Origin of the sequence: Pseudomonas sp. KBN12P06040, from assembly GCF_037574965.1 — a bacterium.
Taxonomy (GTDB): Bacteria; Pseudomonadota; Gammaproteobacteria; order Pseudomonadales; family Pseudomonadaceae; genus Pseudomonas; species Pseudomonas aeruginosa.
Genome location: NZ_JBBELS010000001.1, coordinates 2,321,989 through 2,347,370 on the forward strand (window position 1 = coordinate 2,321,989; position 25,382 = coordinate 2,347,370).

Below are 25,382 nucleotides of genomic sequence, written 5' to 3' on the forward strand. Positions count from 1 at the left end.
GTCGCCGTCAGCACGCCGCGCAAGGAACCTCCATGTTGAAACCCGACATCACTGCCTTCTTCGACCCGGCCACCTCCACCTACAGCTATGTGGTGCGCGACCCGTCCAGCCGCGCCTGCGCCATCGTCGACCCGGTGCTCGACTACGACCCGGCCGCCGGGCGTACCAGCCATGCCAGCGCCGAACGCCTGATCGGCCACGTTCGCCAGCACGACCTGCAGGTGGAATGGCTGCTGGAGACCCACGTGCACGCCGACCACCTGTCGGCGGCCATCTTCCTGCAGCGCGAACTGGGCGGGCGCCTGGCCATCGGCGCGCGAATCACCCAGGTGCAGGCGAAATTCTCCGGCCTGTTCAACCTGGGCGAGGCGTTCCCGGTGGACGGCCGCCAGTTCGAGCACCTGTTCGAGGACGGCGAGTCGTTCCGCATCGGCGCCCTGGAATGCCGCGCGCTGCATACCCCGGGGCATACCCCGGCGTGCATGACCTACCTGGTCGGCGACAGCGCCTTCGTCGGCGATACCCTGTTCATGCCCGACTACGGCACCGCCCGCTGCGATTTCCCCGGCGGCGACGCGCGCCAGCTGTATCGCTCGATCCAGCGCCTGTTCGCGCTACCCGACGCGACCCGCCTGTTCATGTGCCACGACTACACGGCTCCCGGCCGCGACGAGCACCGCTGCGAAACCAGCGTCGGCGAGCAGCGCCGGCACAACGTGCACGTCCGCGAAGGCGTCGACGAGGAGGCGTTCGTCGCCATGCGCCAGCAGCGCGATGCCACCCTCGGCATGCCGTCCCTGATGCTGCCGGCGATCCAGGTCAACATGCGCGGCGGCAACCTGCCGCCGGTGGAAGGCAACGGGGTGCGTTACCTGAAGATCCCGCTGGATCTGTTCTGATCAGCTGCGGCGACGCAGCAGGAGAATGAAGAACAGCCCACCGATGGCCGCGGTGGCGATGCCGATGGGCAGGTCCTGGGGGGCGATCAGGGTGCGCGCGGCGACATCCATCCAGACCAGGAACAGCGCGCCGAGCAGGGCGCACACCGGCAGCAGTCGGCGGTGCTCGGCGCCCACCAGCAGGCGCGCGGCGTGCGGCAGCATGAGACCGACGAAGCCGATGGCGCCGCTCACCGAGACCAGCACGCCGGTCAGCAGCGAGCAGCAGACGAAGACCCACAGGCGTACGCGACGGGCGTCCAGGCCGAGGGTCACGGCGGTCTGTTCGCCGGCCATCAGCGCGTTCAGCGCACGGCCCAGCCCGAGCAGTACCAGCAGGCCGCCGGCCACGCACAGCGCCGGCAGCCAGATCAACGACCAGCGCGCCAGGCCGAGGCCGCCGAGCATCCAGAACAGCACCGAGGAGGCGGCGCGGTGGTCGCCGAGGAACAGCAGCAGGTTGGCCAGCGCCAGGAGCACGAACGACACCGCGACCCCCGCCAGCAACAGCCGGTCGCTGCCCAGGCGGCCGCCGCGGCTGGCCACGCCGAGCACCAGTAGCATGCTGCCGAGGGCGCCGAGGAAGGCCGCCAGCGGCAGGGTCAGCAGGCCGATCACCTCGCCGATGTAGAGCACCACCAGCACCGCGCCGAGGGTCGCGCCGGAGGTGGCGCCGAGCAGGTGCGGATCGGCCAGCGGATTGCGCGTGACCGCCTGCAGCGCCGCCCCCACCAGCGCCAGGCCGGCGCCGACGCAAGCGCCGAGCAGTACCCGCGGGGCGCGGATCAGCCAGACGATGTGCTCCTGGCCAGCGCTCCAGGCGCCGGGCTCCGCCGCCACGCCGAACAGGCGCTGGAGGACGATGCGGCCGACCAGGCCGCTGTCCAGTCGCGCCGGACCGAAGCCGAGGGCGAGAACGCAGGACAGGCCGAGCAACAGGACCAGGCTGCCCAGCAACAGGCAATAGGCGCGAGGGCTGCGGAACAGGGTCATGGACGTGGCGCCCGAGGGTGGAGGCCGGCGACCAGGGTTTCTATCGCCGCGGCGTTGCCGATGCCCGGCGTGGCCTGGTTATAGGGCAGGACGATGAAGCGTCGCTCGCGGATCGCGGTCAGGCTGCGCAGCGCCGGGTTCTCTTCGAGGAAACGCTGCTTCTGCGCGGCGCTGGTCTCGCCGTAGTCGACGATGACGATGACCTGCGGATCGCGGGCGACCACGCTTTCCCAGTTGACCTGGGTCCAGCTGGCCGCCACGTCGTCGGTCACGCTGCGACCGCCGGCGGCCTCGATCAGCGCCTGCGGCATGCCCAGGCGGCCAGAGGTGAAGGGGCGGTCCTCGCCGCTGTCGTAGAGGAACACCCGCGGCGCCTCGGCGTTCGCCGGGATGCCGGCGCGGGCGCGCTGGATGCGTGCCTGGAGGCTGGCGACCAGGCGCTCGGCGCGCGGTTCGACGTCGAAGATCCGTCCCAGGTTGCGCAGGTCGCGGTACAGCTCGTCGAGGCTGGCGCGGCGCGGCTCGCCGATCTGCGCGCAGGATTCGCTCAGCTCGTAGACCTTCACCCCCAGCGGCTCCAGGCTGGCCGGAGTGAGGTCGCCGCCGACGCGCATGCCGTAGCCCCAACCGGCGAAGAAGAAGTCGGCGTCGACATCGAGCAGGGTTTCCGCCGTGGGGTAGCGCGCCACCAGCTCGGGCAGCGGCTTGAGCGCGGCGATCAATCCGGGATCGGCATTCTTCCACCAGCCGCTGATGCCGGTATAGCCGACCATGCGCGTCTGCAGACCGAGGGCGACCATCATCTCGGTGAGGTTGATGTCGTGGCTGACCGCGCGCGACGGCGCGCGCTCGAACGTCACTTCGCGCTCGCAACTGCGCACGCTGAGCGGGTAGCGCTCGGCCAGCGCGGCATCGGCGCAGGCGAGCAGGGCGCCGAGCAGCAGGTGGTGCAGGATCGGGTGCTTCATGCTTGGGTAATCCAGGTCAGGCGCGGGTGGTCGGCGAGGGGGTGGCGGTCGACCAGGGCGCGGACGCCGAACACCCGCCACAGCAGGTCGGCGTCGAGCACCTCGGTCGGCGTGCCCTGGGCGACGATGCGCCCGCCGTCGAGCACGTAGAGGCGGTCGCAGAAGGCCGCCGCCAGGTTGAGGTCGTGGAAGCTCGCCAGGGTGCTCAGGCCGAGGCCGCGCAGCAGGCGCAGAAGCTCCAGCTGGTAGCGCGGGTCGAGGTGGTTGGTCGGTTCGTCAAGGATCAGCAGGCGCGGTTCCTGGACCAGCGCGCGAGCCAGCAGGGCGCGCTGCTTCTCGCCACCGGAGAGGCTGGCGAAGGGGCTCGCGGCACGCCCTTCGAGACCGACCTGGAGCAGCGCCTGGCGGACCCGCTGGCGGTCGTCCGCGCCGTGGCCGTCGAACAGGCCCTTGTGCGGCGTGCGGCCCATGGCGACCACGTCCTCGACGGCGAGGCCGAAGTCCTCGGGGAATTCCTGCAACACCACCGCGATGCGCCGGGCGGCCCAGCGCGGCGGCTGGCGCCAGAGGTCGTCGCCGTCGAGCACCACCCGGCCGCGCTGCGGTCGCGCATAGCGGAAGGCGCAGCGCAGCAGGCTGGTCTTGCCGCTGCCGTTGGGGCCGATCAGGCCGACGAAACTGCCGGCCGGGACTTCCAGGTGCACGCCGCGCAGCAACTCGGTGGAGGCGTCGGGCGACCAGTGCAGGGCATCGAGGTGAAGGGACGACATGGCTACTCGCAGGTCCGGTGGTTCAGCAGAGACGATTGCCGCGGCGCCGGCTTCAGAAACTGAAGTCGGCGGTGACGTTGAACGAGCGCGGCTGGCCCATGATCCATTGCTGGCCGTTGTTGTTGTCAGCCAGGGCGTACTGGCGGTCGAACAGGTTGTACAGCTCAAGGCCGAGGGTCAGGTCCGGCCGTACCTGCCAGCCCAGGTTGGCGTCGACCACCGTGTAGCCGGGCAGGCTGGCCTGGTTGGCGGCGTCGGCGTAGCGCCGGTCGACGTAGCGCAGCCCGGCGCCGACGCGCAGGGTATCGGCGAAGGACTTGTCCAGCCAGAGGTTGGCGGTGCGCCGTGGCACGTTCCTGGGGCGGTTGCCGTTGCGCGAGTAGGTCTGCTTGTCGATCGTTTCGTCGAAGTCGTCGTATTCGGCACGCACCAGCGCGGCGTTCGCTGACAGCCGCCAGTCCTGGGCCAGGTTCAGTTCCAGGCTGGCCTCCAGGCCGTCCGAACTCTGCTGGCCGACCTGCTGCGCGTCGTGCGGCGGCAGCGGGTTGGCGCTGAGCAGCTTCTTCTTGACGATATGGTAGGCGGCCAGGGTCCATTCGCCGCGACCGTCCGGGAACAGTTGCTTGAGGCCGACCTCGGTCTGCTTCGAGTGGGTCAGGTCCATCTGCTGCTGGGCCGTGTTGAGGGTGATCAGGTTGCTCACGCCGTCCTCGCTGGTGGAGTACTGGCCGTACAGCGACAGTTCCGGGGTCAGCGCGAAGACCAGCCCGGCGCGCCAGTTGCCGCCCTGCAGGCTGCGGTCGCTGCGGGTGCCGGCGCGCAGGTCGTCGCGGTCGATATGGTTCTGGTCGCGGCGCACCCCGGTCACCAGCGACAGGCGCTCGTTGAGTTGCAGGCGGTTCTCGGCGAACAGGGCGAAGGTGCGGGTCTGGCTGCGCGAGTGCGGCCGGTAGGGCGAGCGGCTTTCGAAGTAGCCGGGCGCGGGATGCCAGGGGTCGATGCTTTCGCCGCCGTCGACAACGTCCTCGTATGGTGAGTTGTTGGTCAGGCGGAAGCGGATGCGGTTGTACTCGGCGCCGACCAGGGTGCGGCTGTCTAGGCCGAACAGGGCGTGCTGGAAGGCGAAGGTCTGGCGGTCGCCGATCTGCTCCTGCTCGTGGCTGATGCGCAGGTAGTCCTTGCGCAACAGCTCTTCGCGCGGGACGTCCCATTCGTAGGTTTCGGCGTTGCGCCAGTGGCGGCGGGCCTTGATGTAGTACAGCTGGTTGCTCGCGGTGACGCTGTCGGAAAGGCTCCAGTCGCTGGTCAGGCGGGTCCACTGGTCGTTGTAGCGCTGCACGTCGTTGCGCACGTTGTAGTTCTTCTCGCGCAGGCGCTTGTGGTACTTGCCGCCGACCAGCGGGGTGCCGAAGTCGTTCATCGGCTCCTGGTCGCCATAGTCGTGGGCGAGGGTGAAGGCCAGATCGTCGCTGGCCTGCCAGCGTAGCGCCGCGCTGATGCCCAGGTTGCGCGAGTCGCCACGGTCGATCCAGCCGTGGCTCTGCTGCTGGTTCAGGTTGAGCCGGTAGCTGAGGCTGTCGGTCAGCGAGCCGCCGCTGTCCAGGGCCAACTGTCGGTTGTCGTAGGAGCCGTAGCCGAGGCGCAGGTGGTTGCGGATCTCGCCGGCGAAAGGCTTCTTCGGCACCACGTTGATCACCGCGCCGGTGGCGCCTTCGCCGTACAGCACCGAGGCCGGGCCGCGGATCACGTCGATGCGCTCGACCATCCACGGATCGCTGGGGAAGTTCACCGTGCCCATGCCGGTGTACAGGCGCGTGCCGTCGAACAGTTGCATCACCGATGCGTGGCCGCTGAAGCCGCGCGCCGAGAGGCCGGTACCGCCATCTCCGGGGGTGCCGATGAAGCTGATGCCGGGGCTGCGGGTGACGGCGGCCTGGACGCTGGGGTTGTTGCGCCGGCGAACTTCCTCGCCGCTGATGCTGCTGGTGCTCGCCGGGGTGTCCAGGGCGCTGAGGCCCAGGCGCGAACCGGCACTGACCGGCGTGGCGAGATCGATGTGGTCGAGTTCGGCGGGATCCTGGCGAACGCTGACCAACTGGCTGGGCAGGGCGAGGGCGGCTTCCTCGGTTTCGGCGAGGGCGGGCGGTACCAGCAGCAGGCTGGTGGATAGGCCGAGGGCGAAAGGCTCGGTGCGCAAACGGCTGAAGCGGGGCATGGGCGTTCCATCTCATGACCGGGCAGGACGGAACGCGCAGGAAATCGCAGGCGCGACAGCGCCTCGAACAACCGGCTCGCTCCCGCCCACCGCGGGTGTGCCAACAGGGCGTTGCAGGCCGGTCTCCGGGCTTGCGAGGGTCGTGAAATCCTCGCCTTCCCATGCCGGAGCACAGTGGCCTGAAGAGGATTTCGCTCGCTTACCGTTGCGGGGGCAGCGCCGGACTGATCACTGAAGTGACGCACCGGCTTCCCGTTTCACCTCCTGCGCGGCGGCAGGAGGCACCTGGAACGGGCCGGATGGGAACATCCGCACCGTTTCCAGTCAAGCCTTGAACGATCTGAATTGAATAAAATGTTATACTATAACAATTCGCTTGTGCAGTCTTTCTTCGCCGGACCCCACGCCCTGGCGCAGCTTCCCGGGGCATCACATTTTCTTCACGCCGGCCTGCTATGCTGCCGGCCTTCCTTGGGGAGTAGCCTGCCGTCACCCGTTGACGGCGCGCTGGTCAACATTCTTGGCAACCCGCCATGGCCAGCGCATCCATCCGGATTGGTGAGACCAACGACATTCCTGCGCCGAAGCCGGGCCGCGGGGTCATGTCGTTGACTCATGCCCGGCTGGAGTATCCGCGTGAATCCCGTTTCCCTGATCTTCCTCGCCTTCGCCATGTCCACCGATGCCTTCGCCGCGGCCATCGGCAAGGGCTCCAGCCTGGATCGGCCGCGCCTGTCGGAGGCGCTGCGCACCGGGATAATCTTCGGCGTGATCGAGGCGATCACCCCTCTGGTCGGCTGGCTGCTTGGCCAGGCCGCCAGCCAGTTCGTCGCCGACTGGGACCACTGGATCGCCTTCGTCCTGCTGGTGCTGCTCGGCCTGCACATGATCCACAACGGCCTGCGCGCGGATCATGCGACGGAACAGGAAAAGCCCGGCCAGCATTCGTTCTGGATTCTCGCGGTGACGGCGCTGGCCACCAGCATCGACGCGCTGGCGGTGGGCGTCGGCCTGGCCTTCGTCGATGTCAACATCTTCCTCGCCGCCGGTGCCATCGGCCTGGCCACCATGACCATGGTCACCCTCGGCACCATGCTCGGCCGGGCGCTCGGCGCAGTGACCGGCAAGCGCGCGGAGATGGTCGGCGGGGTGGTGCTGATCCTGGTCGGTGCGACCATTCTCTACGAGCATCTCAGCGCGGCGTGAGCGGCATCGGAGACGGGGCGGGACAGGTCGCGGCGAGTGGGTGGGCGTTCGCTTCAGGCGCTTTCCCAATCGCGGATTGCCGCCAGCAGCGCCTCGCCGTCGGCGAACTCGCGGTCCGCCGGCGGCAGCGCCGGACGTGCCAGGACCAGCACCGGCAGGCCCATTTCCCGCGCCACCTGGAGCTTCGGCTGGGTGGCCTGGCTACCGCTGTTCTTGCTCACCAGCACGTCGCAGGCGAGGCGCTCGAACAACGCCCGTTCGCCATCCAGGCTGAACGGCCCGCGCGCGCCGATCACCTCGGCGCGCGGCGCGGCCGGCTGGCCTTGCAGGCAGCGCACGGTCCAGTGCTGGTGCGGCGGGACCTGGCCGAGATGCTCCAGCGGTTCGCGGCCGAGGGTGAACAGCGGACGGCGGAAGGGTGCGAGGGCGGCGATCAGCTCGCGCCAGTCGGCTACCTCGCGCCAGTCGTCGCCGGGCCCGGCCTGCCAGCCGGGCCGGCGCAGCGCCCAGCAGGGCACTCCGGCCAGTCGCGCGGCGCGCACGGCGTTCTGGCTGATCCGTGCGGCGTAGGGGTGGGTGGCGTCCACCAGCAGGTCGAAGCCCTGCTCGTCGATGAACGCCGCCAGCCCTTCGGCGCCGCCGTAGCCGCCGACCCGGACCCGGCAGGCCAGGTCGCCGGGCACCTTGCCCAACCCGGCGAGGCTGTAGAGATGCGCCGGACCGAGCCGGCGGGCGAGGGCCAGGGCCTCACCGATCCCGCCGAGCAGCAACAGGCGCTTCATCGGCGCTCCTCGCAGGCCTGGCCGACCAGGTTGCCCTGGCGGTCGATGGCGAAGACTTCCAGCGCCACCTCGGTGGGCACGATGCCGCGGGCGAAGCGCAGGGCGTGGGCGCAGACCGCATCGCCCAGGGCCACGCCTTCGGCGTGTGCCTGGGCCAGCGCCTGCTGGCTGGTGTTGGCGGCGCGCATGCAGTCCTGTAGCGCGGCGCTGGCGCCGAGCGCGGCAGCCCAGCCGGCCAGTTGCGGCAGGTCGATACTGGAGTGGCGGCTGTGCAGGTCGAGGTGGCCGCCGGCGAGCTTGCTGATCTTGCCGAAGCCGCCGCACAGGCTGAGTTTTTCCACCGGTGCCTTGCGCAGGTGCTTGAGCACCGCGCCGGCGAAGTCGCCCATCTCGATCAGGGCGATCTCCGGCAGCCCATAGCGCCGGCGCATGGCGTCCTCGCTGGCGTTGCCGGTACAGGCGGCGATGTGGCGGACGCCGTTGGCGCGAGCGACATCGATGCCCTGATGGATCGAGGCGATATAGGCCGAGCAGGAGAACGGCCGGACGATGCCGCTGGTGCCGAGGATCGACAGCCCGCCGAGGATGCCCAGGCGCGGGTTCATGGTCTTCAGCGCCAGCTCGGCGCCGCCCTCCACGCCGATGGCGACCTCGAAGCCGCCGGCGTAGCCCCGTTCGGCGGCGAGCTGGGCGAGGTGACGTTCGATCATCTGGCGCGGCACCGGATTGATCGCCGGCTCGCCGACCGCCAGGGTCAGCCCTGGGCGGGTCACCGTACCGACCCCGGGGCCGGCATGAAAGCGCACGCCAGGCTCGGCGCCCAGGCGCACCCGGGCGAACACCAGGGCGCCGTGGGTGACGTCGGGATCGTCGCCGGCATCCTTGAGGGTGCCGGCTTCCGCGCCGTTTTCCCAGGCGCGGCAGAATTCCAGGCGCATCAGCACCTGCTGGCCCTTGGGCAGGACGATCTGCACCGCGTCGCTGGTCGTGCCGCCCAGCAGCAGGCGCGCCGCCGCCAGGCTGGTGGCGGTGGCGCAACTGCCGGTGGTGTAGCCGCTGCGCAACGGCGCGGGCTGCTCGGGGGTTTCCTCACGCATCGCGGGGAGGCTTCCTGGCGGCGGGTTTGCGCAATTCCAGCAGGGTGATCGGCAAGGCCTGGCGCCAGGTATCGAAACCGCCCAGCGGTCGCGCGTGGGCGACGCCGAGGCGGGTGAGGTCGCCCCCCAGGCGTTGCTGCCAGTCGAGCAGCACCCGTTCGCTCTGCAGGGTGACCGCGTTGGCGAGCAGGCGGCCGCCGGGCCGCAGGCGCTCCCAGCAGGTTTCCAGCACGCCCTCGGCGGTGACCCCGCCGCCGATGAAGATGGCGTCCGGCTCGGGCAGTTCCAGCAGCGCCTCCGGGGCGCTGCCGGCGACCAGGTGCAGGGACGGTACGCCGAGGGCGTCGCGGTTGTGGCGGATATGTTCCTGGCGCTCGTCGTTGGCTTCGATGGCGATCGCCCGGCAACTGGGGTGCGCGCGCATCCATTCGATGCCGATGGAGCCGCAACCGGCGCCGACGTCCCAGAGCAGCTCGCCGGGGCAGGGCGCCAGGCGCGCCAGGGTCACGGCGCGGACGTCGCGCTTGGTCAGCTGGCCGTCGTGGCGATAGGCCTCGTCGGCCAGGCCCGGGGTCAGCGGCAGGCGCACGGCGCCGGCGCCGGCGCGGCATTCCACCGCCACCAGGTTGAGATCGGCGGCGCGCGGCAGCGACCAGTCGCCAGCGAGGCCGTCGAGACGGCGCTCGAGCGGCCCGCCGAGGTGTTCCAGCACGCTCAGGCGACTGGCGCCGAAGCCACGGGCGCTCAACAGGCGGGCGATGGCGGCCGGGCTGTCGCCGTCGTTGCTGAGGACCAGCAGGCGCCGGCCGTCGTGGACCTGTGCCTGCAGCGCCGCCAGCGGACGCGCCACCAGTGACAGGCAGGCGACTTCCTGCAGGGCCCAGCCGAGGCGGGCGGCGGCCAGCGAGAGGGAGGAGGGCGCCGGCAGGACCCGCAGTTCGGTCGCCGGCAGTTGCCGGGCGAGACTGGCGCCGACGCCGAACAGCATCGGGTCGCCGCTGGCCAGCACGCAGGTCGGCTGGCCGCGCCGGGCCAGCAATGGTTCCAGGGAGAACGGCGTCGGCCAGGTTTCGCGGGCGCCGCCGATGCACGGCGGCAGCAGTTCCAGCTGGCGCGCCGCGCCGACGATCCGGCTGGCTTGTAGCAGGGCACGCCGGGCCTGCTTGCCGAGGCCGGGATAACCGTCCTCGCCGATGCCCACCAGGGTCAGCCAGGGCGGCGTCGAGTCTGCCGATGACACGGTTCCGATACTCCTGAAATGCGTCTGTGAAGGGCCCGCGACGGCTTCCGGACGGAATGGGTTTTCCCGGCCCCGGGCTGGGCGGCATAATAGCGCGTTCGTCGGTGCCCGGCCCTTTCGCGTTAGCGCGGGGCCAACGAGGGCCGAAGAGGGAACACGGAGCCGCGGTCTTTTCGAAGCCCGGGCCTAGCCGTGGCTGCCCCCGCAACTGTATGCAGCCTGTATTCGCGCCATTCGCCACTGGATTACCGGGAAGGCGGCGTGAAGCGGAGGTTCCTCCCCCGGGTGGAACGCCGGGCTGCGAGCCAGGAGACCTGCCGCCGAAACCAGTCGCGAGTGCCAACATCGGGCGGGGTGTACCGATGCCGTGGTCTGTCCCTGGGGGACAGCGGTGCGGTCGCCGCGACGCCGATTCGAGTAGCGTTTTTGAACGACGACCAGACCCCGGCGCCCCTGCCCGTACCACGTCCGTCACCCTGTCCCGGCCTGCTGCGTATCGTCCAGGCGCTGGACGGCGGCATCTGCCGCATCAAGCTCGATGCCGGTCGCCTGGACGCCGCCCAGGCACGCGCTGTGGCGGCCGCGGCGCGGGATTGCGCCAGCGGCGTGATCGAGGCGACCAACCGTTCCAACCTGCAATTGCGCGGCGTCCGTCGCGGCGAGGAAGAGCGGCTTGTCCGCCGCCTGCTGGACGCCGGCCTCGGTCCCCGGCATGGGTCCCTGGCCGGCGCCGACGACGTGCGCAACCTGATGCTCAGCCCGGCCGCCGGGCTCGATCCGCACCTGTCGCTGGACGTGCGCCCGCTGGCCGCTCGGCTGTTGCTGCGGCTCCAGGCGGACAGCCGCTACCACGCGCTGTCGGCCAAGTTCGCCATCCAGCTGGACGGCGGCGAAGACCTGGCGATGCTCGAACATCCCCATGACATCTGGCTCTCGCCGATGCCCGCGGCGCCGACCGCGACGCTGGTCTTCGGACTCGCCGGCTGCCCGGCCCGCGACCGCCCCCTGGCGGCGTTGCCGGCGGAGCGGGGCGAGTCCCTGGTGCTGGCGCTGCTCGACCTGTTCCTCGAACGCGCCCAGCCGCAACAGACGCGGATGCGCCACCTGTTGCAGGAGCTGGCCGGAGAACCCTTGCTGGAGGCCTTGCAGGCGCGCCTGGATTTCCCTCTGCGGCGTGACGAGCGGGTGGCGGCCTGGCGGCGTTCGCCGGGGCGTCCGTGGAGTCATCTCGGCGTCCAGCCGCAACGCCAGCCGGGCCTGGTGATGGTCGGCGCGGCGGCGCCGCTCGGCCGGCTCGACAGCGCTTGCCTGGAAGGCCTGGCCGAGCTGGTCGAGCGCCATGGCGACGGCAGCCTGCGCCTGACCCCCTGGCAAGGCGTGCTCCTGCCGAACCTGGCGCAGGCCGAGGCCCACCAGGCGCTGCTCGGCCTGCGCGGACTCGGCCTGCTGACCGAGCCCGACGCGCCGTTGGCGCGGCTGATCGCCTGCAGCGGTTCCAGCGCCTGCGCCAGGGGCTTGGCCGACACCAAGGGCGACGCCTTGCGCCTGGCCGAACGCCTCGGCCCGCGCAGCGACCTGCCGCAACTGCACCTGTGCGGCTGCGAACGGTCCTGCGCCGCTGCCCACCGCGCGCCGCTCACCCTGCTGGCGCGCAGCGGCGGGTTCTACGACCTGTACCGGCGCGACCCATGCCACCCCGGATTCGGCCAGTTGCTGGCCAGCCGCCTGACTTTCGCCACGGCCGCCGATTACCTGGCGGCCCTGCCTTCCCAGCCCACTTCCGGAAAACCCGCATGATTGACTACATCCGCGATGGCCAGGCGATTTATCGCCAGTCGTTCGCCACCATCCGCGCCGAAGCGAACCTCGCCGGCATCCCGGCCGACCTGGAAAAGCTCGCGGTCAGGGTGATCCACGCCTGCGGCATGGTCGACGTGGTCGACGACCTGCGCTTCTCGCCCGGCGCCGGCGCCGCCGGCCGCGCCGCGCTGGCCGCCGGCGCGGCGATCCTCTGCGACGCGCGGATGGTCGCCGAAGGCGTGACCCGCTCGCGGCTGCCCGCCGCCAACCGTGTGATCTGCACCCTCAACGAAGCGGACGTGCCGGCGCTCGCCACGGAACTCGGCAATACCCGCTCGGCGGTGGCCCTGGAGCACTGGCGCGAGCACCTGGAGGGCAGCGTGGTGGTGATCGGCAACGCGCCGACCGCGCTGTTCTACCTGCTGGAAATGCTCGACGCCGGCGCGCCGAAACCGGCGCTGATCCTGGGCTTCCCGGTCGGCTTCGTCGGCGCCGCGGAATCCAAGGAGATGCTCGCCGCCGATAGCCGCGGGGTGCCCTACGTGATCGTCCGCGGTCGCCGTGGCGGCAGCGCCATGGCCGCCGCGGCGGTGAACGCCCTGGCCACGGAGCGCGAATGATGAGTGTCGTGAAGGGCCGCCTGCTGGGCCTGGGCGTCGGGCCCGGCGATCCCGAACTGATCACCCTCAAGGCCCTGCGCCTGCTGCGCGCGGCGCCGGTGGTCGGCTATTTCGTGGCCAAGGGCAAGAAGGGCAACGCCTTCGGCATCATTGAGGCGCACCTGGACCAGGCCCAAGTGCGCCTGCCGCTGGTCTATCCGGTGACCACCGAGAAGCTGGAACCGCCGCTGTGCTACGAGACCATCATCAGCGATTTCTACGACACCGCCGCCGCACAACTGGCCGCGCACCTGGACGCCGGCCGCGACGTGGCGGTGATCTGCGAGGGCGACCCGTTCTTCTACGGTTCCTACATGTACCTCCACGACCGCCTGGCGACGCGCTACGAAAGCGAAGTGGTGCCTGGCGTTTGCTCGATGCTCGGCGGCGCGGCGGTGCTCGGTGCGCCGCTGGTGTACCGCAACCAGAGCCTCTCGGTGCTCTCCGGAGTGCTGCCCGAGGAGGAGTTGCGCCGGCGCCTGGCGGATGCCGACGCGGCGGTGGTGATGAAGCTCGGCCGCAATTTCGACAAGGTCCGCCGCGTGCTGGTCGAGCTTGGCCTCGAGCGCCGCGCGCTGTACGTCGAGCGGGCGACCATGGCCAACCAGCGGATCGTGCCGTTGGAACGGGTGGAGCCGATGGCCTCGCCGTACTTCTCGCTGATCGTCGTTCCCGGCGACAAGTGGCAGGGAGGGGCCGGCGGTGAGTGACGCCCAGCAGGTTCCGGCCATCGTCATCCTCGGCCAGGGCGCGCTGGATACCGCGCGGCGGGTCCAGGCTCGCTATCCCGGAGCGCTGGTCCATGGGCTCGCCGGGCGGGTCGAGGCCGACCGTTCCTATACGGATTTCGGTGACACCCTGCGCGAATTGTATTGCGCCGACCGCCCGATCGTCGCCCTGTGCGCCGCCGGCATCGTCATTCGCAGCCTGGCGCCGTTGTTGCAACGCAAGGGAGCGGAGCCGCCGGTGCTGGCCCTGGCCGAGGACGGCAGCGCGGTGGTGCCGCTGCTCGGCGGGCTGGCCGGGGTCAACCGGCTGGCGCGGGAAATCGGCGAGGTGCTGGCCGTGGCGCCGGCGATCACCACCAGCGGCGAGCTGCGCTTCGGCACCTGCGTGCTCAACCCGCCCGCCGGTTATGTCCTGGCCGACCTGGAGCAGGGCAAGCGCTTCGTTGCCGATTTGCTCGGTGGCCAGCCGGTGCGCGTCGAGGGTGCCGCCGGCTGGCTCGACGCGGCCCGTTTGCCGCGCGACCCGGAGGCAGCGCTGGCGATTCACGTGACGCCCTCGGCGCGTGCGCCGCGGGCCGAGGAACTGCTGATCCATCCGCGCTGCGTGCTGGCGGCGCTCGAACCTGCCGACGCGGCGGCGGACGCGGTGCGCCAGGCGCTGGTCGATGCCGGCCTGGCCGCGGCGGCGCTCGGCGGCTTGCTGGCCGACAGCGCGCGGATGGCCGATCCGCGCCTGCAGGCCGCCGCCGATGCGCTCGGCGTACCGCTGCGCTTCCTGCCGCAGACCGATCCCGCTGCGCGCCTGCGCCAGGCCTTGCCCGCCGCCGAGCAGGTCGGCGACCGGCTGGCGGTGGCCGCTGCGCCCCTGGCGATGGACCGCATCGGCCAGCGTCGCGGCCGACTCACGGTGATCGGCCTGGGGCCCGGCTGCGCCGAGCTGATGGTGCCTGCGGCGCGGCGGGCACTGGACGAGGCCGAGGACATCCTCGGCTACCAGACCTACGTCGACATGGCCGGACCCTTCCGCGCCGGACAGGTGCTGCATGGCAGCGACAACCGCGAGGAATTGCAGCGCGCCCGGCATGCCTTCGAACTGGCGGCGACGGGCAGGGCGGTGGTGCTGGTATCGTCCGGCGACCCCGGCGTGTTCGCCATGGCCGCCGCGGTGCTGGAAGCCCTGCATGGCGCTGGCGAGCCGGCCTGGGACGCGGTCGAGCTGCGGATCTTCCCTGGTGTCTCGGCGGCCCTGGCCACCGCGGCCAGGGCGGGGGCGCCTCTGGGCCACGATTTCTGCCTGCTGTCGCTGTCCGACAACCTCAAGCCCTGGGAGGTGATCGAGCGGCGCCTCGACCTGGCCGGCGCCGCCGACCTGGCGATGGCTTTCTACAATCCGATCTCGCGGGCGCGGCCCTGGCAACTGGGACGGGCGCTGGAGATCGTCGCCCGCCATCGTTCGCCGCAGACCCTGGTAGTGCTCGGTCGCGACATCGGGCGGCCCGGCGAGCGCCTGCTGCGCACCACACTGGGCGAGCTGCGTGCGGAGCAGGTGGACATGCGCACCCTGGTGATCATCGGCTCGTCCACTACCCGCAGCTTCCCGCGCGCCGACGGCGAAGCCTGGGTCTACACGCCGCGCTGGTACCCATCGGAATAGCGGGGCGGGAGCGCGCGCGGAAATGTGGCAGACTGCTGCGCGCATCCCTGTACCGCGGAGCCTGAATCCATGTCCTTTCGCTGTTCCCCGTGCCGCCTGGCCGGCATCCTGCTGGCGGCGCTGTTCGTTCCGGGGCTGGCCGCGGCGGCCGGCTCCTGCGAGCGCCTGGTGGCCACCGGCAACCCGGAGTACCCACCCTACCTGTGGCGCGACCCGCAGGATCCGAAGCGCCTGATCGGAGCCAATGCCGACCTGTTGCAGCGCCTGGGCAAGGAACTTGGCGTGCGCATCGACGTGCTCTACAGCGGCTCCTGGGAGAAGGCCCAGGAAGAGGTGACCAGCGGTCGCGCCGACCTGCTCGCCGGAGCCTACCTGACTCTGGCACGGCTCGGCAGCATGGACTACGTGCATCCGCCGTTCCTGATGACCAGCGGGGTGGTCTGGGTGAACAAGGACGCCGCGTTCCCGTTCATCGGCCGCGACGACCTGATCGGGCACAAGGGCAGCGTGCTGGCCGGCAGCAGCCTGGGCGAGGAGTTCGACCGTTTCGCCAAGGCCAGCCTCGACCTGAAGCCGGTGCCGAGCCTGACCCAGGGCTTGCAGGACCTGATGCTCAAACGCAGCGAGTTCCTCCTCTACCAGGCGCTGCCCGGGCAGGCTCAGGTCGAGGCGCTGGGCATGGCCGACGACCTGGAGGCGCTGGAACCGGTGCTGAGCAGCGAGGGGCTGTACCTGACGCTGTCGCACAACTCCGCTTGCAACGATCCGTGGCTGCGCGGACAACTGGCGAAAAAGATGACAGAATTGTCGGCTGCCGGCGTTCCCGTAACGCTCTTGCAGGACAATCTCGAACGCTGGAAAGCCCAGCAATTGCCGGCTTCCGGCGCCAGTTCGACTACGCAGGAAAGTGACTTGTGAGCATTCGATGGATGATGGCCGCAGGCCTCGCCGCGCTGACCCTGAGCGGTTGTGCGAGCAACGACCCGGCTCCGCTGGAGCAGATGCGCCTGACCGAACAGGCGCTGGAGCAGGCCAAGGCGGTGGGTGCCACCGACGACGTGGCCGAGCTGAAACTGGCCCAGGACAAGTACGCCGCGGCGCAGATCGCGATGACCGCGGAGTCCTACAAGAAGGCGCGCCTGTTGGCCGAGCAGGCCGAGCTGGACGCACGCCTCGCCGAGTCCAAGGTGCTGACGCAGAAGAGCAAGGACCAGCTCGGCGAGCTGGACAAGAGCCTGAAACGTCTGCGCAAGCAACTGGGGGAGACCGACTGATGCCGGGCAAAGCGACTCTCTTCGCCACCCTGCTGGCCTGCGCCGCGCTGGCTGGCTGCGCCGACCACAAGCTCAGCGAACAGTCGCTGGCCAAGGCGCAGAGCGAGTTCGACCAGGTCAAGGAAGATTCCGACGTGCTCCGCGCGGCGCCCAAGGATGTGATCCGCGCCGGCGAATCGCTGGCCCGCGCCGAACGCCTGTCCAGCTACTGGGGCAGCAGCAGCGACGTGATCCAGTATGCCTACCTGAGCCAGCGCTACAGCGAGATCGCTCGCCAGCACGCCTTGCTCAACCTCAACCAGGAGCGCCTGACCCGCCTGCAACTGGAGCGCGAGCGCCTGCAACTGGCCCTGCGCGAAGCCAAGCTGCTCAGCGTGCAGGAGCAGGGCCAGCGCCTGAGCGAGGAGATCGCCAGTCTCAGCACCGAGGAAACCGAGCGTGGCCTGGTGCTCACCCTTGGCGACGTGCTGTTCGACTTCAACCGCGCCGAACTCAAGCCGGCGGCCAACCGCACCGCGCTGAAGCTGGTGCAGTTCCTCCAGCTCAATCCGCGGCGGGTGATCCGCATCGAAGGCTATACCGACAGCGTCGGCGACAGGCAGGCCAACCTCGACCTGTCGCGCGAGCGCGCCCAGGCGGTGGCCGACGTGCTCGCCGATCTCGGCGTGGATCCCGCGCGCATGCAGGTGGTCGGCTACGGCGAAGCCTTCCCGGTCACCGACAACGCCTCCAACCGGGGACGGGCGCAGAACCGCCGGGTGGAGATCGTCTTCTCCAACGACAAGGGCCAGCTCAGCGCGCCGCGCTGAGAACCGCGCCGCCGCAGGAAGCCCCGGTACCCCAAAGGGTCCGGGGCTTTTTTCGTCTGGCGAACCGGGTGGCGCTGGATTCCTCTGTCAGAACTTGCGCAAGAGCGGGCTATCATCGGGATCGAACTAGTTCGAGCGGCAATCCGTGCAGCATAAGCACCTTGTATTTCGTTATAACGAGTAGAGAGGCGCCATGAGTTCGAACGAAACCCTGCCGGGGTTGGTGATCGCCGATTCCTTCCCGGTCATGCAGTGGGCGCTGCAGCGCTACCTCAGCGAGGAGTGCGGACGCCAGGTGCTGGCGGTGGTCGGCGATAGCGACAGCCTGGTGGAGCGCCTGGCCGACCTGCCGCCGGAAAGCATCCTGATCACCGAGCTGGGCTTGCCTGGCCAGCGCAGCCGCGACGGTATCCACCTGGTGGAATGGCTGACCCGGCACTGCCCGCAAATGAAGGTGATGGTCTACTCGGTGTTCAGCGCGCCGTTGCTGGCCAAGGCGGTCCTGCGCAGCGGCGCCTCGGCCTACATCAGCAAGCGCAGCCCGCTGGAGACGCTGAAGGCGGCGCTGGAGTGCATGGCGCTCGGACAGACCTTCCTCGACCCCGGCCTGCACCCGCAGCGGCATACCGGCAAGCCGCTGAGCCCAACCGAGGTGGACATCCTCCGGCGCCTGGCGCGTGGCGACACGGTCAGCGAGATCGCCCAGCGGACCATGCGCAGCGTGTCGACCATCAGCACCCACAAGAAGAACGCGATGGTCAAGATAGGCCTCAACAGTGACGCCGAACTGATCGCCCTGGGCGTGATGAACTGGCTCCACGAACTCGCCTGACCGGGGTTCGAAACATCTCGACCGCCAGTTGCGGAACAATCCTCGCCAGCCCCCGGGAGCCATCCCGCCGCAGCCGAGGAATCCGCATGATCCGCCAGCCCCGCTTTGCCCGTTTCGTCCTGCCGTTGTTGCTGAGCCTGTGCCAGCCGTCCTTCGCCGCCGAACTCCGCGCGGTTGCCGAAGCACGCCGCCAGGAACTCCTGCTGGAGGACTCGCCGGTGGCGTGCGGCGAGGCGGGCTGCACGGCGCGGGAAAGCCTCAGCCTGGTGGCATTGCAGGTGCAGGCCCGGGTTCTGGTCACCCGCCTCAGCCGCGATGACTTTTCCCCGACCTCCCGCCAGCCCGCCGCCGTCCCGGACTACCGCCTGTTCGGCGATCTCGGCCTGGCGCCAAGCCCCTTCGCCTGGCAAGCGTCGACCGGCGAGAGCGCGGCGGCGGACGCGTTGCGTTTCTGACTTTCCCTATGGCCGCTCCCCAGGCGGCTCTTGGCGGACTATTTCCCGCCCGCACCCGGCCGGTGGCGACCGACCGGGTTTTCTTTTCCTCGCAAACGCGCCGTCTCTGCGACCGACCCGTACAGTTTTGCGACTGTATGCCTAGTTGTCGGCCGAACTGTTCTGGAGCAGTTTCACGAATTGAGCTACTGTTTCGGTTCAATCGCCGAGGAAAACCCGCCATGACCAATCTGCTGCTTTACCAACGCATCGCCCAGCAGTTGGCCGAGGACATTCGCCGTGGCGTCTACCAGCCGGGCGAGCGGGTACCGTCGGTGCGCAAGCTCAGCACCCAGTTGAACGTCAGCCACGCCACCGTGCTGCAGGCCTACGCCACCCTCGAGGACCAGGGACTGATCCGTGCCCGTCCGCAATCCGGCTTCTACGTCCACCGCACCCCGGCGCTGACCGCGCCGACCCCGGATATCGCGCGGGTCGAGCGTCCCGGCCTGGTCACCCGCAGCAGCATCATCAACCAGGTGCTCGCCGAGTCCCGCCGCGAAGGGGTATTCCCGCTCGGCGCGGCGGTGCCGCATGTGGACTACCTGCCGGTGCGCGCCTTGCACCAGCAACTGGCCAAGGTCACCCGCTTCCAGAGCCCACGGGCGTTCAGCTACATGTTCAGCCCCGGTTTCGAGCCGCTCCGGCGGCAGGTGGCGATCCGCATGCGCGACGCCGGCGTGGTGGTCGACCCGTCGCAGGTGACCATCACCCACGGCTGCGTGGATGCGATCCACATGGCCCTGCGGGTGCTGACCCGTCCCGGCGACCTGATCGCCACCGAGTCGCCGAGCTACTACGGCCTGCTGCAACTGGCTGACGTGCTGGGCCTGAAGGTCATCGAGATCCCCAGCGACCCGCGCACCGGGATCAGCCTGGAAGCGCTGCAACTGGCGGCCAACCAGTGGTCGATCAAGGCCTTGGTGCTGACCGCGCGGCTGAGCAATCCCTTCGGCGGGACGATTCCCGAGGATCGCCAGAAGCAACTGCTGAAACTGACCGCCGAACACAACATCGGGGTGGTCGAGGACGACATCTACGGCGAACTGATGTTCGACCAGGGCCAGGCGCGCTCGCTCAAGTCCCACGACCGCGACGGCCGGGTGATCTACTGCTCGAGTTTCTCCAAGACCATCTCGCCCGGCGTACGCATCGGCTGGATCATCGCCGAGCGCTACCAGGAGGAGATCCGTCGCTTGCAGACCTTCACCACCCATTCGGCTTGCACCGTGACCCAGATGGGCGTCGCCGCCTACCTGGAGAACGGCGGCTACGACCGCCACCTGCGCTACATCCGCCAGGAGTACCGGAAGAACATGACCGCCTACCAGTTGGCGGTGCAGCAGTACTTCCCGGAAGGTACGCAGATGACCCGGCCCAAGGGCGGCTTCATTCTCTGGGTCAGCCTGCCGGCCAAGGTCAACACCAAGGAACTCCACGTGCGGGCCCTGGAGCAGGGCATCAGCATCGCCCCGGGGCTGATCTTCAGCAACACCGAGCAGTTCAACAACTGCCTGCGGCTGACCTGCGGGATTCCCTGGAACCGCGAGGCGGAGCGGGCGATCATGACCCTCGGCATGCTTGCCGGGCAGCTTTGCCAGGAAGGCCTGATCGCCGCCTGAGCGCGAGGCGCTCCCTTGGCTGAGGGGCGCCCGTGGCAGTCCGCGAAGAATTTTTCCGGGGATTAACCCGAATCCACCGACAGCTTCGTCTCAGCGGGTATCTCCGCTGCACGACGAGGTCGTCTCGATGTTTTTCCCGGCTTCCATCCGGACCGGCACTTTCGCCGAACTGTCCGACGCTGGAAAATGTCTACCGATAGCCGCTCCGGCCGCGCTTCTGGCGACGGCCCGGGCGTTTCGTGGCGACGCCGATGCGTGCCGCGAAGGATGTGGCCGATGAGCCTGCTCTCGGTCGCCTTTGACACAGGACAGGAGTCGACCAGCGGCATGCATGCCTCCACCAGCGCCACGACGGCCGCCGGCAGCGACGAAACGCTGCTGGCGCGTTACCGCAAGGGCGACAGCGCGGCCTTCGAGGTGCTCTACCAGCGCCATCGGCAAGGTCTCTACCGTTTTCTCTGCGGCCTGGCCGGACAGACCGAACTGGCCGACGAGATCTACCAGGAAACCTGGCTCAGCCTGATCCGCAGCGAGAGCCAGCCGCAGGGCCGGGCGAGCTTCCGCACCTGGCTCTACCAGATCGCCCGCAACCGCTTGATCGATCATTGGCGCAAGCATGGCCAGCGCCAGCCGTTGCAGGACAGCTACGACGAACAGTTGCACGCGCAACCCGACCAGGGCGCCGGCCCCGAGCAGCAGCTCAGCCTGAGCCGCGACGGCGAGCGCTTGCAGAGCGCGCTGGAGACCCTGCCCGAGGAACAGCGCGAGGTATTCCTGATGCGCGCCCACGGCGAACTGGAACTGGCCGAGATCGCCACGCTCACCCAGTCGCCGCTGGAGACGGTGAAGAGCCGTTTCCGCTACGCGGTGCAGAAGCTGCGCCGGCTGCTGGCCGAGGAGGTGGCGGTATGAACCCACAGAAGCATTCCGCGAGCGTCGCCGAAGAGCAGATGCTGGCGCATTTCCGCGCCCACGCGCCGCAGCAGCCGGCGCCGGCGCTGGACCAGGCGATCCTCGCCGCCGCGCGACGCCAGGCGGCGCATGTCGAACCCGCCCGGTCCTGGTGGCGGCGCTGGCTGGAAGCCTCCCGCAGGCCGCGTTGGCAGGCGGCCTTCGCCAGCCTGCTGGGCGTGGCGCTGGTGCTGGGGCTGGTCAGCCACAACGTGCTGGACGACGCCGAGCGCCAGGCCCGCCCCGAAGTGGCGTTCAGCGATGTGCCCCTGCGCGACGGAGTCGCCGGGGCCGCTGCGGCGAAGCGGGCCATGCGCGCGCCGGCGGCGCCGGCTCCGCTGTCCAGCGAGATGTCGGAGTCCCCGGCCTTGCTGGCCAGCTACGCATCGTCCGGGGAGGCGCCGCAACTGATGGCCGAGGCCGCGCCGCCGGCTCCGGTTGCCCTGGCCGACCGACCGCCGGCCCAGGCCGCGCAGCAGGCGAAGGTCCAGGCGGAGCTGGCTGGCGACTTCGTCGCCCAGGCCAGGGGCAAGGCGGTTGCGGTGAAGCCGGAGGTGCTCGACGAGGCGCTCGGGGCGGTCCTTGCACTGCGTGAGCAGGGCAAGACGGAGCAGGCCGCGACCCAGTTGGCCGAGCTGCAGAAACGTTTCCCCGGAGAGAACCTGGTGGAACGACTGGAACGCCTCGCGACGATAGCCGCGAGCGCCAAGAAACGGCCGTGACGACCATGGCCCGCGACGCCGTGATGGCGTCGCGGGCTGACATCAAGCGGTTATCCGTGCATGACAGGTTAGACATGGGGCGAACAACCGAGAGAGTGCCAGGATGACGATAGTGACCCCTTGCCTTGGTTGCAGTCTGCCGTCAGCATTGCCGCAATTGGCCATACCTGCGTGACTATGAAACGTCTTTGCCGAATTTGCGTCGTTGTTCTTTTCGGTTGCTTCCTGGCGGCCTGTGATGACGGCTCCAAGGCACCGGAAAAGAAAGCCCCGGAAGCACCGCCGCAGGAGCAGCGCGCCCCTGCCAAGCCAGTGAAGCCTGCACGAGCGGAGCCAGCGCCTGCCGTGCCTGCCGCGCCGAAAACAGCTTCGAAGAAGGTCGCGCCAGCCGCGGAGCAGGTTGCCGAACCCAAGCCGCCGGCCAAGCCGAAGCCTGCGGCTGCGCCGCCGAAGCCGGCCAGCAGGCCGGTCGCCAAGGACAAGCCGGCGCCGGCGAAGCGCGCTTCCACCGCTCGTCTCGACCCCGAGGTGCGCAAGCCGCTGCCGAGCGCCAAGCTGGACCTGCGCCTGCCGAAGGAACTGGTGCAGAAGATGGCGCCGCCCGGCACGGAAGAGACCCATAAGCCCAAGCCGCTGTTGCCGCCGATGTTCGAGGAAAAGGACGACAGCGACTTCCGCCTCAACGGCCAGTTGCTCTATCGCGACCGCGAACTGGGCGTGTCGCGGCCCCTGGAAGGGGCCGAGTTGCAGTTCGAGTTCCGCCAGTAGGCCGCCCCGGCGCTCAGAAGCGGTAGCGCTGCTCCTGCAACGCCTGGTACAGCTCCGCGTCCAACGGCTGGTAGCCGGCGCTGCCGGGCAACCTGACGAAGAGTTTGTCGCTCACCCGCGCGGGATCGTAGGCGTCGCGCTTGAGGTCGGTCTTCTTGTACTTGAAGGTGCCGGTGGTCTCGACTTCGCGCAGCAGGCGCAGGAACACCGGCGTGGCATAGGCCGGCAACTCGCGGTCGAGGTGCGCGGCGAGGGCGTCGCGGTCCAGTTCGACGCCATCGGCCAGGCGCAGTGCGGCCATCCCGCAGCGGCCGTTGGTGCCGGGAATCTCCACGCCGTAGACCACCGCATCTTCGACCCCGTCGAAGGCGCCGAGAGCGTTTTCCACCTCGGTGGTGGAAACGTTCTCGCCCTTCCAGCGGAAGGTGTCGCCGAGACGGTCGACGAACTGGGTGTGCTTGAAACCGATGTCGCGCATCAGGTCACCGGTGTTGAACCAGGCGTCGCCCTTCTTGAACACGTCGCGGAGGATCACCGCTTCGCTCTTGGCCGGATCGGTGTAGCCGTCGAACGGCCACTTCGCGCTGATCTCGCTGATCAGCAGGCCGACCTCGCCCTTGCCGACCTTCTCCATGAAGCCCTTGGCGTCGCGCACCGGGCGGTCGTTCTCCAGGTCGTAGCGGACGATGGCGTAGGTGGCTGGGGAGAAGCCCACCGTATTGTCGAAATTGAATACGTTGGTGAAGCCGATGTTGCCTTCGCTGGAAGCGTAGAACTCGGTGATCCGCTGGATCTCGAAGCGTTGCTTGAACTCGGCCCAGATCGACGGGCGCAGGCCGTTGCCGATCATGCAGGTCAGGCTATTGCCGCGTTCCTCGGCGCACGGTGGCTGGTTCAGCAGGTAGCGGCAGAGCTCGCCGATGTAGCCGAAGCAGGTCGCCCGGTAGTGCTGCACGTCCTTCCAGAAACCGCTGGCGGAGAACTTGCGGCGCAGGGCCATGGCCGCGCCGCCGGCGAGCGCCGCGCTCCAGCAGACGGTCACGGCGTTGTTGTGGTAGCAGGGCAGGGTCAGGTAGAGCACGTCGTCGCGGCCCAGGCCCAGGCCGGAATGGCCGAAGCCGCCGTAGGCCTTGATCCACTTGCCGTGGCTCATGATCGAGGCTTTCGGCAGGCCGGTGGTGCCGGAGGTGTAGATGTAGAAGCAGGAGTCCTTGAGCCGCACCCTGCCGGTGTCCTCGAGGTTCTCCGAGGTCTGTCCCTGGGCCAGGCGCATCAGGTTGCGCCAGCCCATCGGCGGCGAGCCGGGATCGCCGAGGGTGTCGCCGTCGTCGACCCAGTAGCAATGGCCGGCGTTGCCGAGCACCTCCTGGCGGACTTCCTCGAACACCTCGCGCAACTCTTCGCCGACCACGAAGTGGCCGGGCTTCACCAGGTTCAGGCTGTGCACCAGGACCTTGCCGCGCTGGGTGGTGTTGACCAGTGCGCCGATGGCGCCGAGCTTGGCCAGGGCGGCGAGGATCGCCAGCAGCTCGACGCGGTTCTCCAGCATCACCGCGACCACGCTGCCGTGGCCTACGCCCTCGGCCTTGAAGGCGCGCGCCAGGCGATTGGCCCAGCCGTTGAACAGGGCGTAGCTGATCCGCCGCTGGCCGTCGAGCACCGCCGGGTTGTCCGGGTACAGGCGTGCCGCGCGCTCCAGCGCCCAGCCCAGGGACAGGCTCTTCTCGCGGTTACGGATCGCGGTGTAGTACAGGCCGCGCAGCATGCGCGGCACGCGGCCGAAGGTGGCAGGCAGGCGGGCAACGAAACGGTTGAAAGTGATCAGGTCGGCGTGGGTCATGGCTCTCGCGCTTTGTCGTTGTTGTGCGGGGCGTAGGACGCTCCCGCGACTCTAGACCGCAGCCGCCGCCTCGGCTATGACCGTTGCGCGGTCGCCCCGGGGCACTTCGGCAAATAGCCCGGAAGCCCGCCGCAGAGCGCCGCGCGCCTTTCGTCGGAGACCTCAGTCGAGGAACAGGTCGGGCACCAGCGCGCCACCCTCCGGGTCGTAGCGGTACTGCTCGAAATCGCTCTGGCCGCGCTCGCGCAGCAATTCCTCGTCGACCAGCAGGCGCCCGCTGAGGCTGCGCCCCTCGCTGGTGAGAATGGCGTGCGCGGCGTCGGCCATGATCGCCGGGGTGCGCGCGCGGCGGAAGGCGTCACGGCTGCCCAGCTCGAACTCGATGGCGGCGGTGGCGATCATGGTCTTCGGCCACAGCGCGTTGACGCTGATGGCGTATTTCCCGAACTCCTCGTGCATCCCCAGGGTAAGCATGCTCATGCCGTACTTGGTGACCGTGTAGGGGCCGTGCTGGGCGAACCACCTGCCGGCCAGGTTGATCGGCGGCGACAGGCTGAGGATGTGGCCGTTGGCGCTCCTGCGCAGGTAGGGCAGGGCGGCCTGGCTGCAGACCAGCACCGCGCGGGTGTTGATCTGGTACATCAGGTCGAAGCGCTTGGGCTCCAGCTTCTCCACCCCGACCAGGCGGATCGCCCCGGCGTTGTTGACCAGCGCGTCGATCCCGCCGAAGCGTTCGGCGGCGCGGGCCATGGCCGCCGCCACGTCCTGCTCGTCGCGCACGTCGAGTTGCAGCGGCAGGGCCTGGCCGCCGGCGGCCTCGACCTCGGCGGCGACGCTGAAGATGGTGCCTTCCAGCTTCGGATGCGGCTCGGCGCTCTTCGCCGCGATCACCAGGTTGGCGCCATCGCGCGCGGCGCGCAGGGCTATCTCCCGGCCGATGCCGCGGCTGGCGCCGGTGATGAACAGGGTCTTGCCGTGCAGTGACATGGGCGTCTCCGTTTTCTTGTCGTTGTCGTTGCG

Annotated in this window: 24 protein-coding genes and 3 riboswitches; of the genes, 15 read left to right on the forward strand and 9 right to left on the reverse strand. The window is 69.5% G+C overall.

Going from position 1 to position 25,382, the window contains the following annotated elements:
• Positions 1 to 32: 32 nt before the first annotated feature.
• Positions 33 to 899 carry an MBL fold metallo-hydrolase gene (locus VQ067_RS10975; protein ID WP_003091024.1) on the forward strand — a complete coding sequence of 289 codons (867 nt, stop codon included), beginning with the start codon at positions 33 to 35 and terminating at the stop codon, positions 897 to 899.
• Here VQ067_RS10975 and VQ067_RS10980 read toward each other — a convergent pair whose 3' ends face one another.
• Genes VQ067_RS10980 through VQ067_RS10995 form a run of 4 tightly spaced genes read right to left on the reverse strand, consistent with a single transcriptional unit; the run spans position 900 to position 5,884 of the window.
• The gene (locus VQ067_RS10980) at positions 900 to 1,931 is read right to left on the reverse strand and encodes a FecCD family ABC transporter permease (RefSeq protein WP_023099424.1); all 1,032 of its coding nucleotides are present in this window, start codon (positions 1,929 to 1,931) and stop codon (positions 900 to 902) included.
• Positions 1,928 to 2,899, reverse strand: coding sequence for an ABC transporter substrate-binding protein (locus tag VQ067_RS10985; protein ID WP_003091020.1), 972 nt, complete (start codon positions 2,897 to 2,899; stop codon positions 1,928 to 1,930). Before VQ067_RS10985 ends, VQ067_RS10980 begins: the two co-directional genes overlap by 4 nt.
• Positions 2,896 to 3,669, reverse strand: a complete 774-nt coding sequence (locus VQ067_RS10990) for an ABC transporter ATP-binding protein (protein WP_003091019.1) — start codon at positions 3,667 to 3,669, stop codon at positions 2,896 to 2,898. The genes VQ067_RS10985 and VQ067_RS10990 overlap by 4 nt, the downstream gene beginning before the upstream one ends.
• 52 nt (positions 3,670 to 3,721) lie before the next feature.
• Complete coding sequence (locus VQ067_RS10995) at positions 3,722 to 5,884, reverse strand: TonB-dependent receptor (RefSeq protein WP_033990824.1); 2,163 nt, start codon at positions 5,882 to 5,884, stop codon at positions 3,722 to 3,724.
• Positions 5,885 to 5,983: 99 nt separating this feature from the next.
• Positions 5,984 to 6,188: riboswitch (cobalamin riboswitch) on the reverse strand.
• Between the two features lie 157 nt (positions 6,189 to 6,345).
• A riboswitch (yybP-ykoY riboswitch) is annotated at positions 6,346 to 6,512 on the forward strand.
• Positions 6,513 to 6,520: 8 nt separating this feature from the next.
• Between VQ067_RS10995 and mntP the strand changes: the two genes are divergently transcribed.
• Positions 6,521 to 7,090 carry a manganese efflux pump MntP gene (mntP, locus tag VQ067_RS11000; RefSeq protein ID WP_003091017.1) on the forward strand — a complete coding sequence of 190 codons (570 nt, stop codon included), beginning with the start codon at positions 6,521 to 6,523 and terminating at the stop codon, positions 7,088 to 7,090.
• Between the two features lie 53 nt (positions 7,091 to 7,143).
• On the opposite strand, the gene VQ067_RS11005 is transcribed toward mntP, so the two are convergent.
• From VQ067_RS11005 to VQ067_RS11015, 3 genes are read right to left on the reverse strand one after another with little or no spacing between them, the layout of a single operon-like run.
• Entirely contained in the window at positions 7,144 to 7,872 is a 729-nt protein-coding gene (locus VQ067_RS11005; protein WP_003138663.1) for a cobalt-precorrin-6A reductase, read from the reverse strand.
• A complete protein-coding gene (locus tag VQ067_RS11010) occupies positions 7,869 to 8,969 on the reverse strand; it encodes a cobalt-precorrin-5B (C(1))-methyltransferase (protein ID WP_004363317.1) in 1,101 nt (366 codons plus the stop codon). Before VQ067_RS11010 ends, VQ067_RS11005 begins: the two co-directional genes overlap by 4 nt.
• The gene (locus VQ067_RS11015) at positions 8,962 to 10,209 is read right to left on the reverse strand and encodes a bifunctional cobalt-precorrin-7 (C(5))-methyltransferase/cobalt-precorrin-6B (C(15))-methyltransferase (RefSeq protein ID WP_033958116.1); all 1,248 of its coding nucleotides are present in this window, start codon (positions 10,207 to 10,209) and stop codon (positions 8,962 to 8,964) included. Before VQ067_RS11015 ends, VQ067_RS11010 begins: the two co-directional genes overlap by 8 nt.
• A gap of 85 nt (positions 10,210 to 10,294) precedes the next feature.
• Positions 10,295 to 10,545, forward strand: a riboswitch (cobalamin riboswitch).
• Between the two features lie 90 nt (positions 10,546 to 10,635).
• Between VQ067_RS11015 and cobG the strand changes: the two genes are divergently transcribed.
• The 13 genes from cobG to VQ067_RS11080 all read left to right on the forward strand — a co-directional run bounded on the left by cobG (position 10,636) and on the right by VQ067_RS11080 (position 22,522).
• Complete coding sequence (gene cobG / locus VQ067_RS11020) at positions 10,636 to 12,006, forward strand: precorrin-3B synthase (protein ID WP_033958118.1); 1,371 nt, start codon at positions 10,636 to 10,638, stop codon at positions 12,004 to 12,006.
• On the forward strand, positions 12,003 to 12,629 hold the full coding sequence (locus VQ067_RS11025) for a precorrin-8X methylmutase (RefSeq protein WP_003107929.1): 627 nt from the start codon (positions 12,003 to 12,005) through the stop codon (positions 12,627 to 12,629). The genes cobG and VQ067_RS11025 overlap by 4 nt, the downstream gene beginning before the upstream one ends.
• On the forward strand, positions 12,626 to 13,378 hold the full coding sequence (locus VQ067_RS11030) for a precorrin-2 C(20)-methyltransferase (RefSeq protein ID WP_074241074.1): 753 nt from the start codon (positions 12,626 to 12,628) through the stop codon (positions 13,376 to 13,378). The genes VQ067_RS11025 and VQ067_RS11030 overlap by 4 nt, the downstream gene beginning before the upstream one ends.
• Positions 13,371 to 15,050 carry a precorrin-3B C(17)-methyltransferase gene (gene cobJ, locus VQ067_RS11035; RefSeq protein WP_033958127.1) on the forward strand — a complete coding sequence of 560 codons (1,680 nt, stop codon included), beginning with the start codon at positions 13,371 to 13,373 and terminating at the stop codon, positions 15,048 to 15,050. The genes VQ067_RS11030 and cobJ overlap by 8 nt, the downstream gene beginning before the upstream one ends.
• A gap of 69 nt (positions 15,051 to 15,119) precedes the next feature.
• A complete protein-coding gene (locus VQ067_RS11040; RefSeq protein WP_003091009.1) occupies positions 15,120 to 15,968 on the forward strand; it encodes a substrate-binding periplasmic protein in 849 nt (282 codons plus the stop codon).
• Positions 15,965 to 16,324 (forward strand): DUF4398 domain-containing protein, encoded by a 360-nt coding sequence (locus tag VQ067_RS11045; RefSeq protein ID WP_003091008.1) that lies wholly within the window; start codon positions 15,965 to 15,967, stop codon positions 16,322 to 16,324. The genes VQ067_RS11040 and VQ067_RS11045 overlap by 4 nt, the downstream gene beginning before the upstream one ends.
• Positions 16,324 to 17,133 (forward strand): OmpA family protein, encoded by an 810-nt coding sequence (locus tag VQ067_RS11050; protein ID WP_003091007.1) that lies wholly within the window; start codon positions 16,324 to 16,326, stop codon positions 17,131 to 17,133. The genes VQ067_RS11045 and VQ067_RS11050 overlap by 1 nt, the downstream gene beginning before the upstream one ends.
• A gap of 193 nt (positions 17,134 to 17,326) precedes the next feature.
• A complete protein-coding gene (locus tag VQ067_RS11055) occupies positions 17,327 to 17,965 on the forward strand; it encodes a response regulator transcription factor (RefSeq protein ID WP_003091005.1) in 639 nt (212 codons plus the stop codon).
• 86 nt (positions 17,966 to 18,051) lie between these two features.
• Entirely contained in the window at positions 18,052 to 18,420 is a 369-nt protein-coding gene (locus VQ067_RS11060) for a hypothetical protein (protein WP_003091004.1), read from the forward strand.
• Between the two features lie 221 nt (positions 18,421 to 18,641).
• Positions 18,642 to 20,081: an aminotransferase-like domain-containing protein gene (locus VQ067_RS11065; protein ID WP_003091003.1), complete on the forward strand. Its 1,440-nt coding sequence runs from the start codon at positions 18,642 to 18,644 to the stop codon at positions 20,079 to 20,081.
• 327 nt (positions 20,082 to 20,408) lie between these two features.
• Positions 20,409 to 20,993, forward strand: a complete 585-nt coding sequence (gene sbrI / locus VQ067_RS11070; protein ID WP_003119848.1) for an ECF family RNA polymerase sigma factor SbrI — start codon at positions 20,409 to 20,411, stop codon at positions 20,991 to 20,993.
• Positions 20,990 to 21,754 carry an anti-sigma factor SbrR gene (gene sbrR / locus VQ067_RS11075; protein WP_033990828.1) on the forward strand — a complete coding sequence of 255 codons (765 nt, stop codon included), beginning with the start codon at positions 20,990 to 20,992 and terminating at the stop codon, positions 21,752 to 21,754. Before sbrI ends, sbrR begins: the two co-directional genes overlap by 4 nt.
• A gap of 345 nt (positions 21,755 to 22,099) precedes the next feature.
• The gene (locus VQ067_RS11080) at positions 22,100 to 22,522 is read left to right on the forward strand and encodes a hypothetical protein (protein WP_003091000.1); all 423 of its coding nucleotides are present in this window, start codon (positions 22,100 to 22,102) and stop codon (positions 22,520 to 22,522) included.
• A 13-nt stretch (positions 22,523 to 22,535) separates the two neighbouring features.
• On the opposite strand, the gene VQ067_RS11085 is transcribed toward VQ067_RS11080, so the two are convergent.
• Positions 22,536 to 24,362 (reverse strand): long-chain-acyl-CoA synthetase, encoded by a 1,827-nt coding sequence (locus VQ067_RS11085; RefSeq protein ID WP_003138713.1) that lies wholly within the window; start codon positions 24,360 to 24,362, stop codon positions 22,536 to 22,538.
• Positions 24,363 to 24,524: 162 nt separating this feature from the next.
• A complete protein-coding gene (locus VQ067_RS11090; RefSeq protein WP_033990830.1) occupies positions 24,525 to 25,349 on the reverse strand; it encodes an SDR family oxidoreductase in 825 nt (274 codons plus the stop codon).
• Positions 25,350 to 25,382: the final 33 nt, after the last annotated feature.

Coding starts and splice junctions, on each gene's coding strand:
- VQ067_RS10990 (WP_003091019.1), bottom strand. CDS start 3,669: ATGTCGTCCCTTCACCTCGATGCCCTGCACTGGTCGCCCGACGCCTCC.
- VQ067_RS11085 (WP_003138713.1), bottom strand. CDS start 24,362: ATGACCCACGCCGACCTGATCACTTTCAACCGTTTCGTTGCCCGCCTG.
- VQ067_RS11055 (WP_003091005.1), top strand. CDS start 17,327: ATGAGTTCGAACGAAACCCTGCCGGGGTTGGTGATCGCCGATTCCTTC.
- sbrR (WP_033990828.1), top strand. CDS start 20,990: ATGAACCCACAGAAGCATTCCGCGAGCGTCGCCGAAGAGCAGATGCTG.
- VQ067_RS10980 (WP_023099424.1), bottom strand. CDS start 1,931: ATGACCCTGTTCCGCAGCCCTCGCGCCTATTGCCTGTTGCTGGGCAGC.
- VQ067_RS10975 (WP_003091024.1), top strand. CDS start 33: ATGTTGAAACCCGACATCACTGCCTTCTTCGACCCGGCCACCTCCACC.
- sbrI (WP_003119848.1), top strand. CDS start 20,409: ATGCATGCCTCCACCAGCGCCACGACGGCCGCCGGCAGCGACGAAACG.
- VQ067_RS11005 (WP_003138663.1), bottom strand. CDS start 7,872: ATGAAGCGCCTGTTGCTGCTCGGCGGGATCGGTGAGGCCCTGGCCCTC.
- VQ067_RS11050 (WP_003091007.1), top strand. CDS start 16,324: ATGCCGGGCAAAGCGACTCTCTTCGCCACCCTGCTGGCCTGCGCCGCG.
- VQ067_RS11030 (WP_074241074.1), top strand. CDS start 12,626: ATGATGAGTGTCGTGAAGGGCCGCCTGCTGGGCCTGGGCGTCGGGCCC.
- VQ067_RS11025 (WP_003107929.1), top strand. CDS start 12,003: ATGATTGACTACATCCGCGATGGCCAGGCGATTTATCGCCAGTCGTTC.
- VQ067_RS11040 (WP_003091009.1), top strand. CDS start 15,120: ATGTCCTTTCGCTGTTCCCCGTGCCGCCTGGCCGGCATCCTGCTGGCG.
- VQ067_RS10995 (WP_033990824.1), bottom strand. CDS start 5,884: ATGCCCCGCTTCAGCCGTTTGCGCACCGAGCCTTTCGCCCTCGGCCTA.
- VQ067_RS11010 (WP_004363317.1), bottom strand. CDS start 8,969: ATGCGTGAGGAAACCCCCGAGCAGCCCGCGCCGTTGCGCAGCGGCTAC.
- VQ067_RS11065 (WP_003091003.1), top strand. CDS start 18,642: ATGACCAATCTGCTGCTTTACCAACGCATCGCCCAGCAGTTGGCCGAG.
- VQ067_RS11090 (WP_033990830.1), bottom strand. CDS start 25,349: ATGTCACTGCACGGCAAGACCCTGTTCATCACCGGCGCCAGCCGCGGC.
- VQ067_RS10985 (WP_003091020.1), bottom strand. CDS start 2,899: ATGAAGCACCCGATCCTGCACCACCTGCTGCTCGGCGCCCTGCTCGCC.
- VQ067_RS11060 (WP_003091004.1), top strand. CDS start 18,052: ATGATCCGCCAGCCCCGCTTTGCCCGTTTCGTCCTGCCGTTGTTGCTG.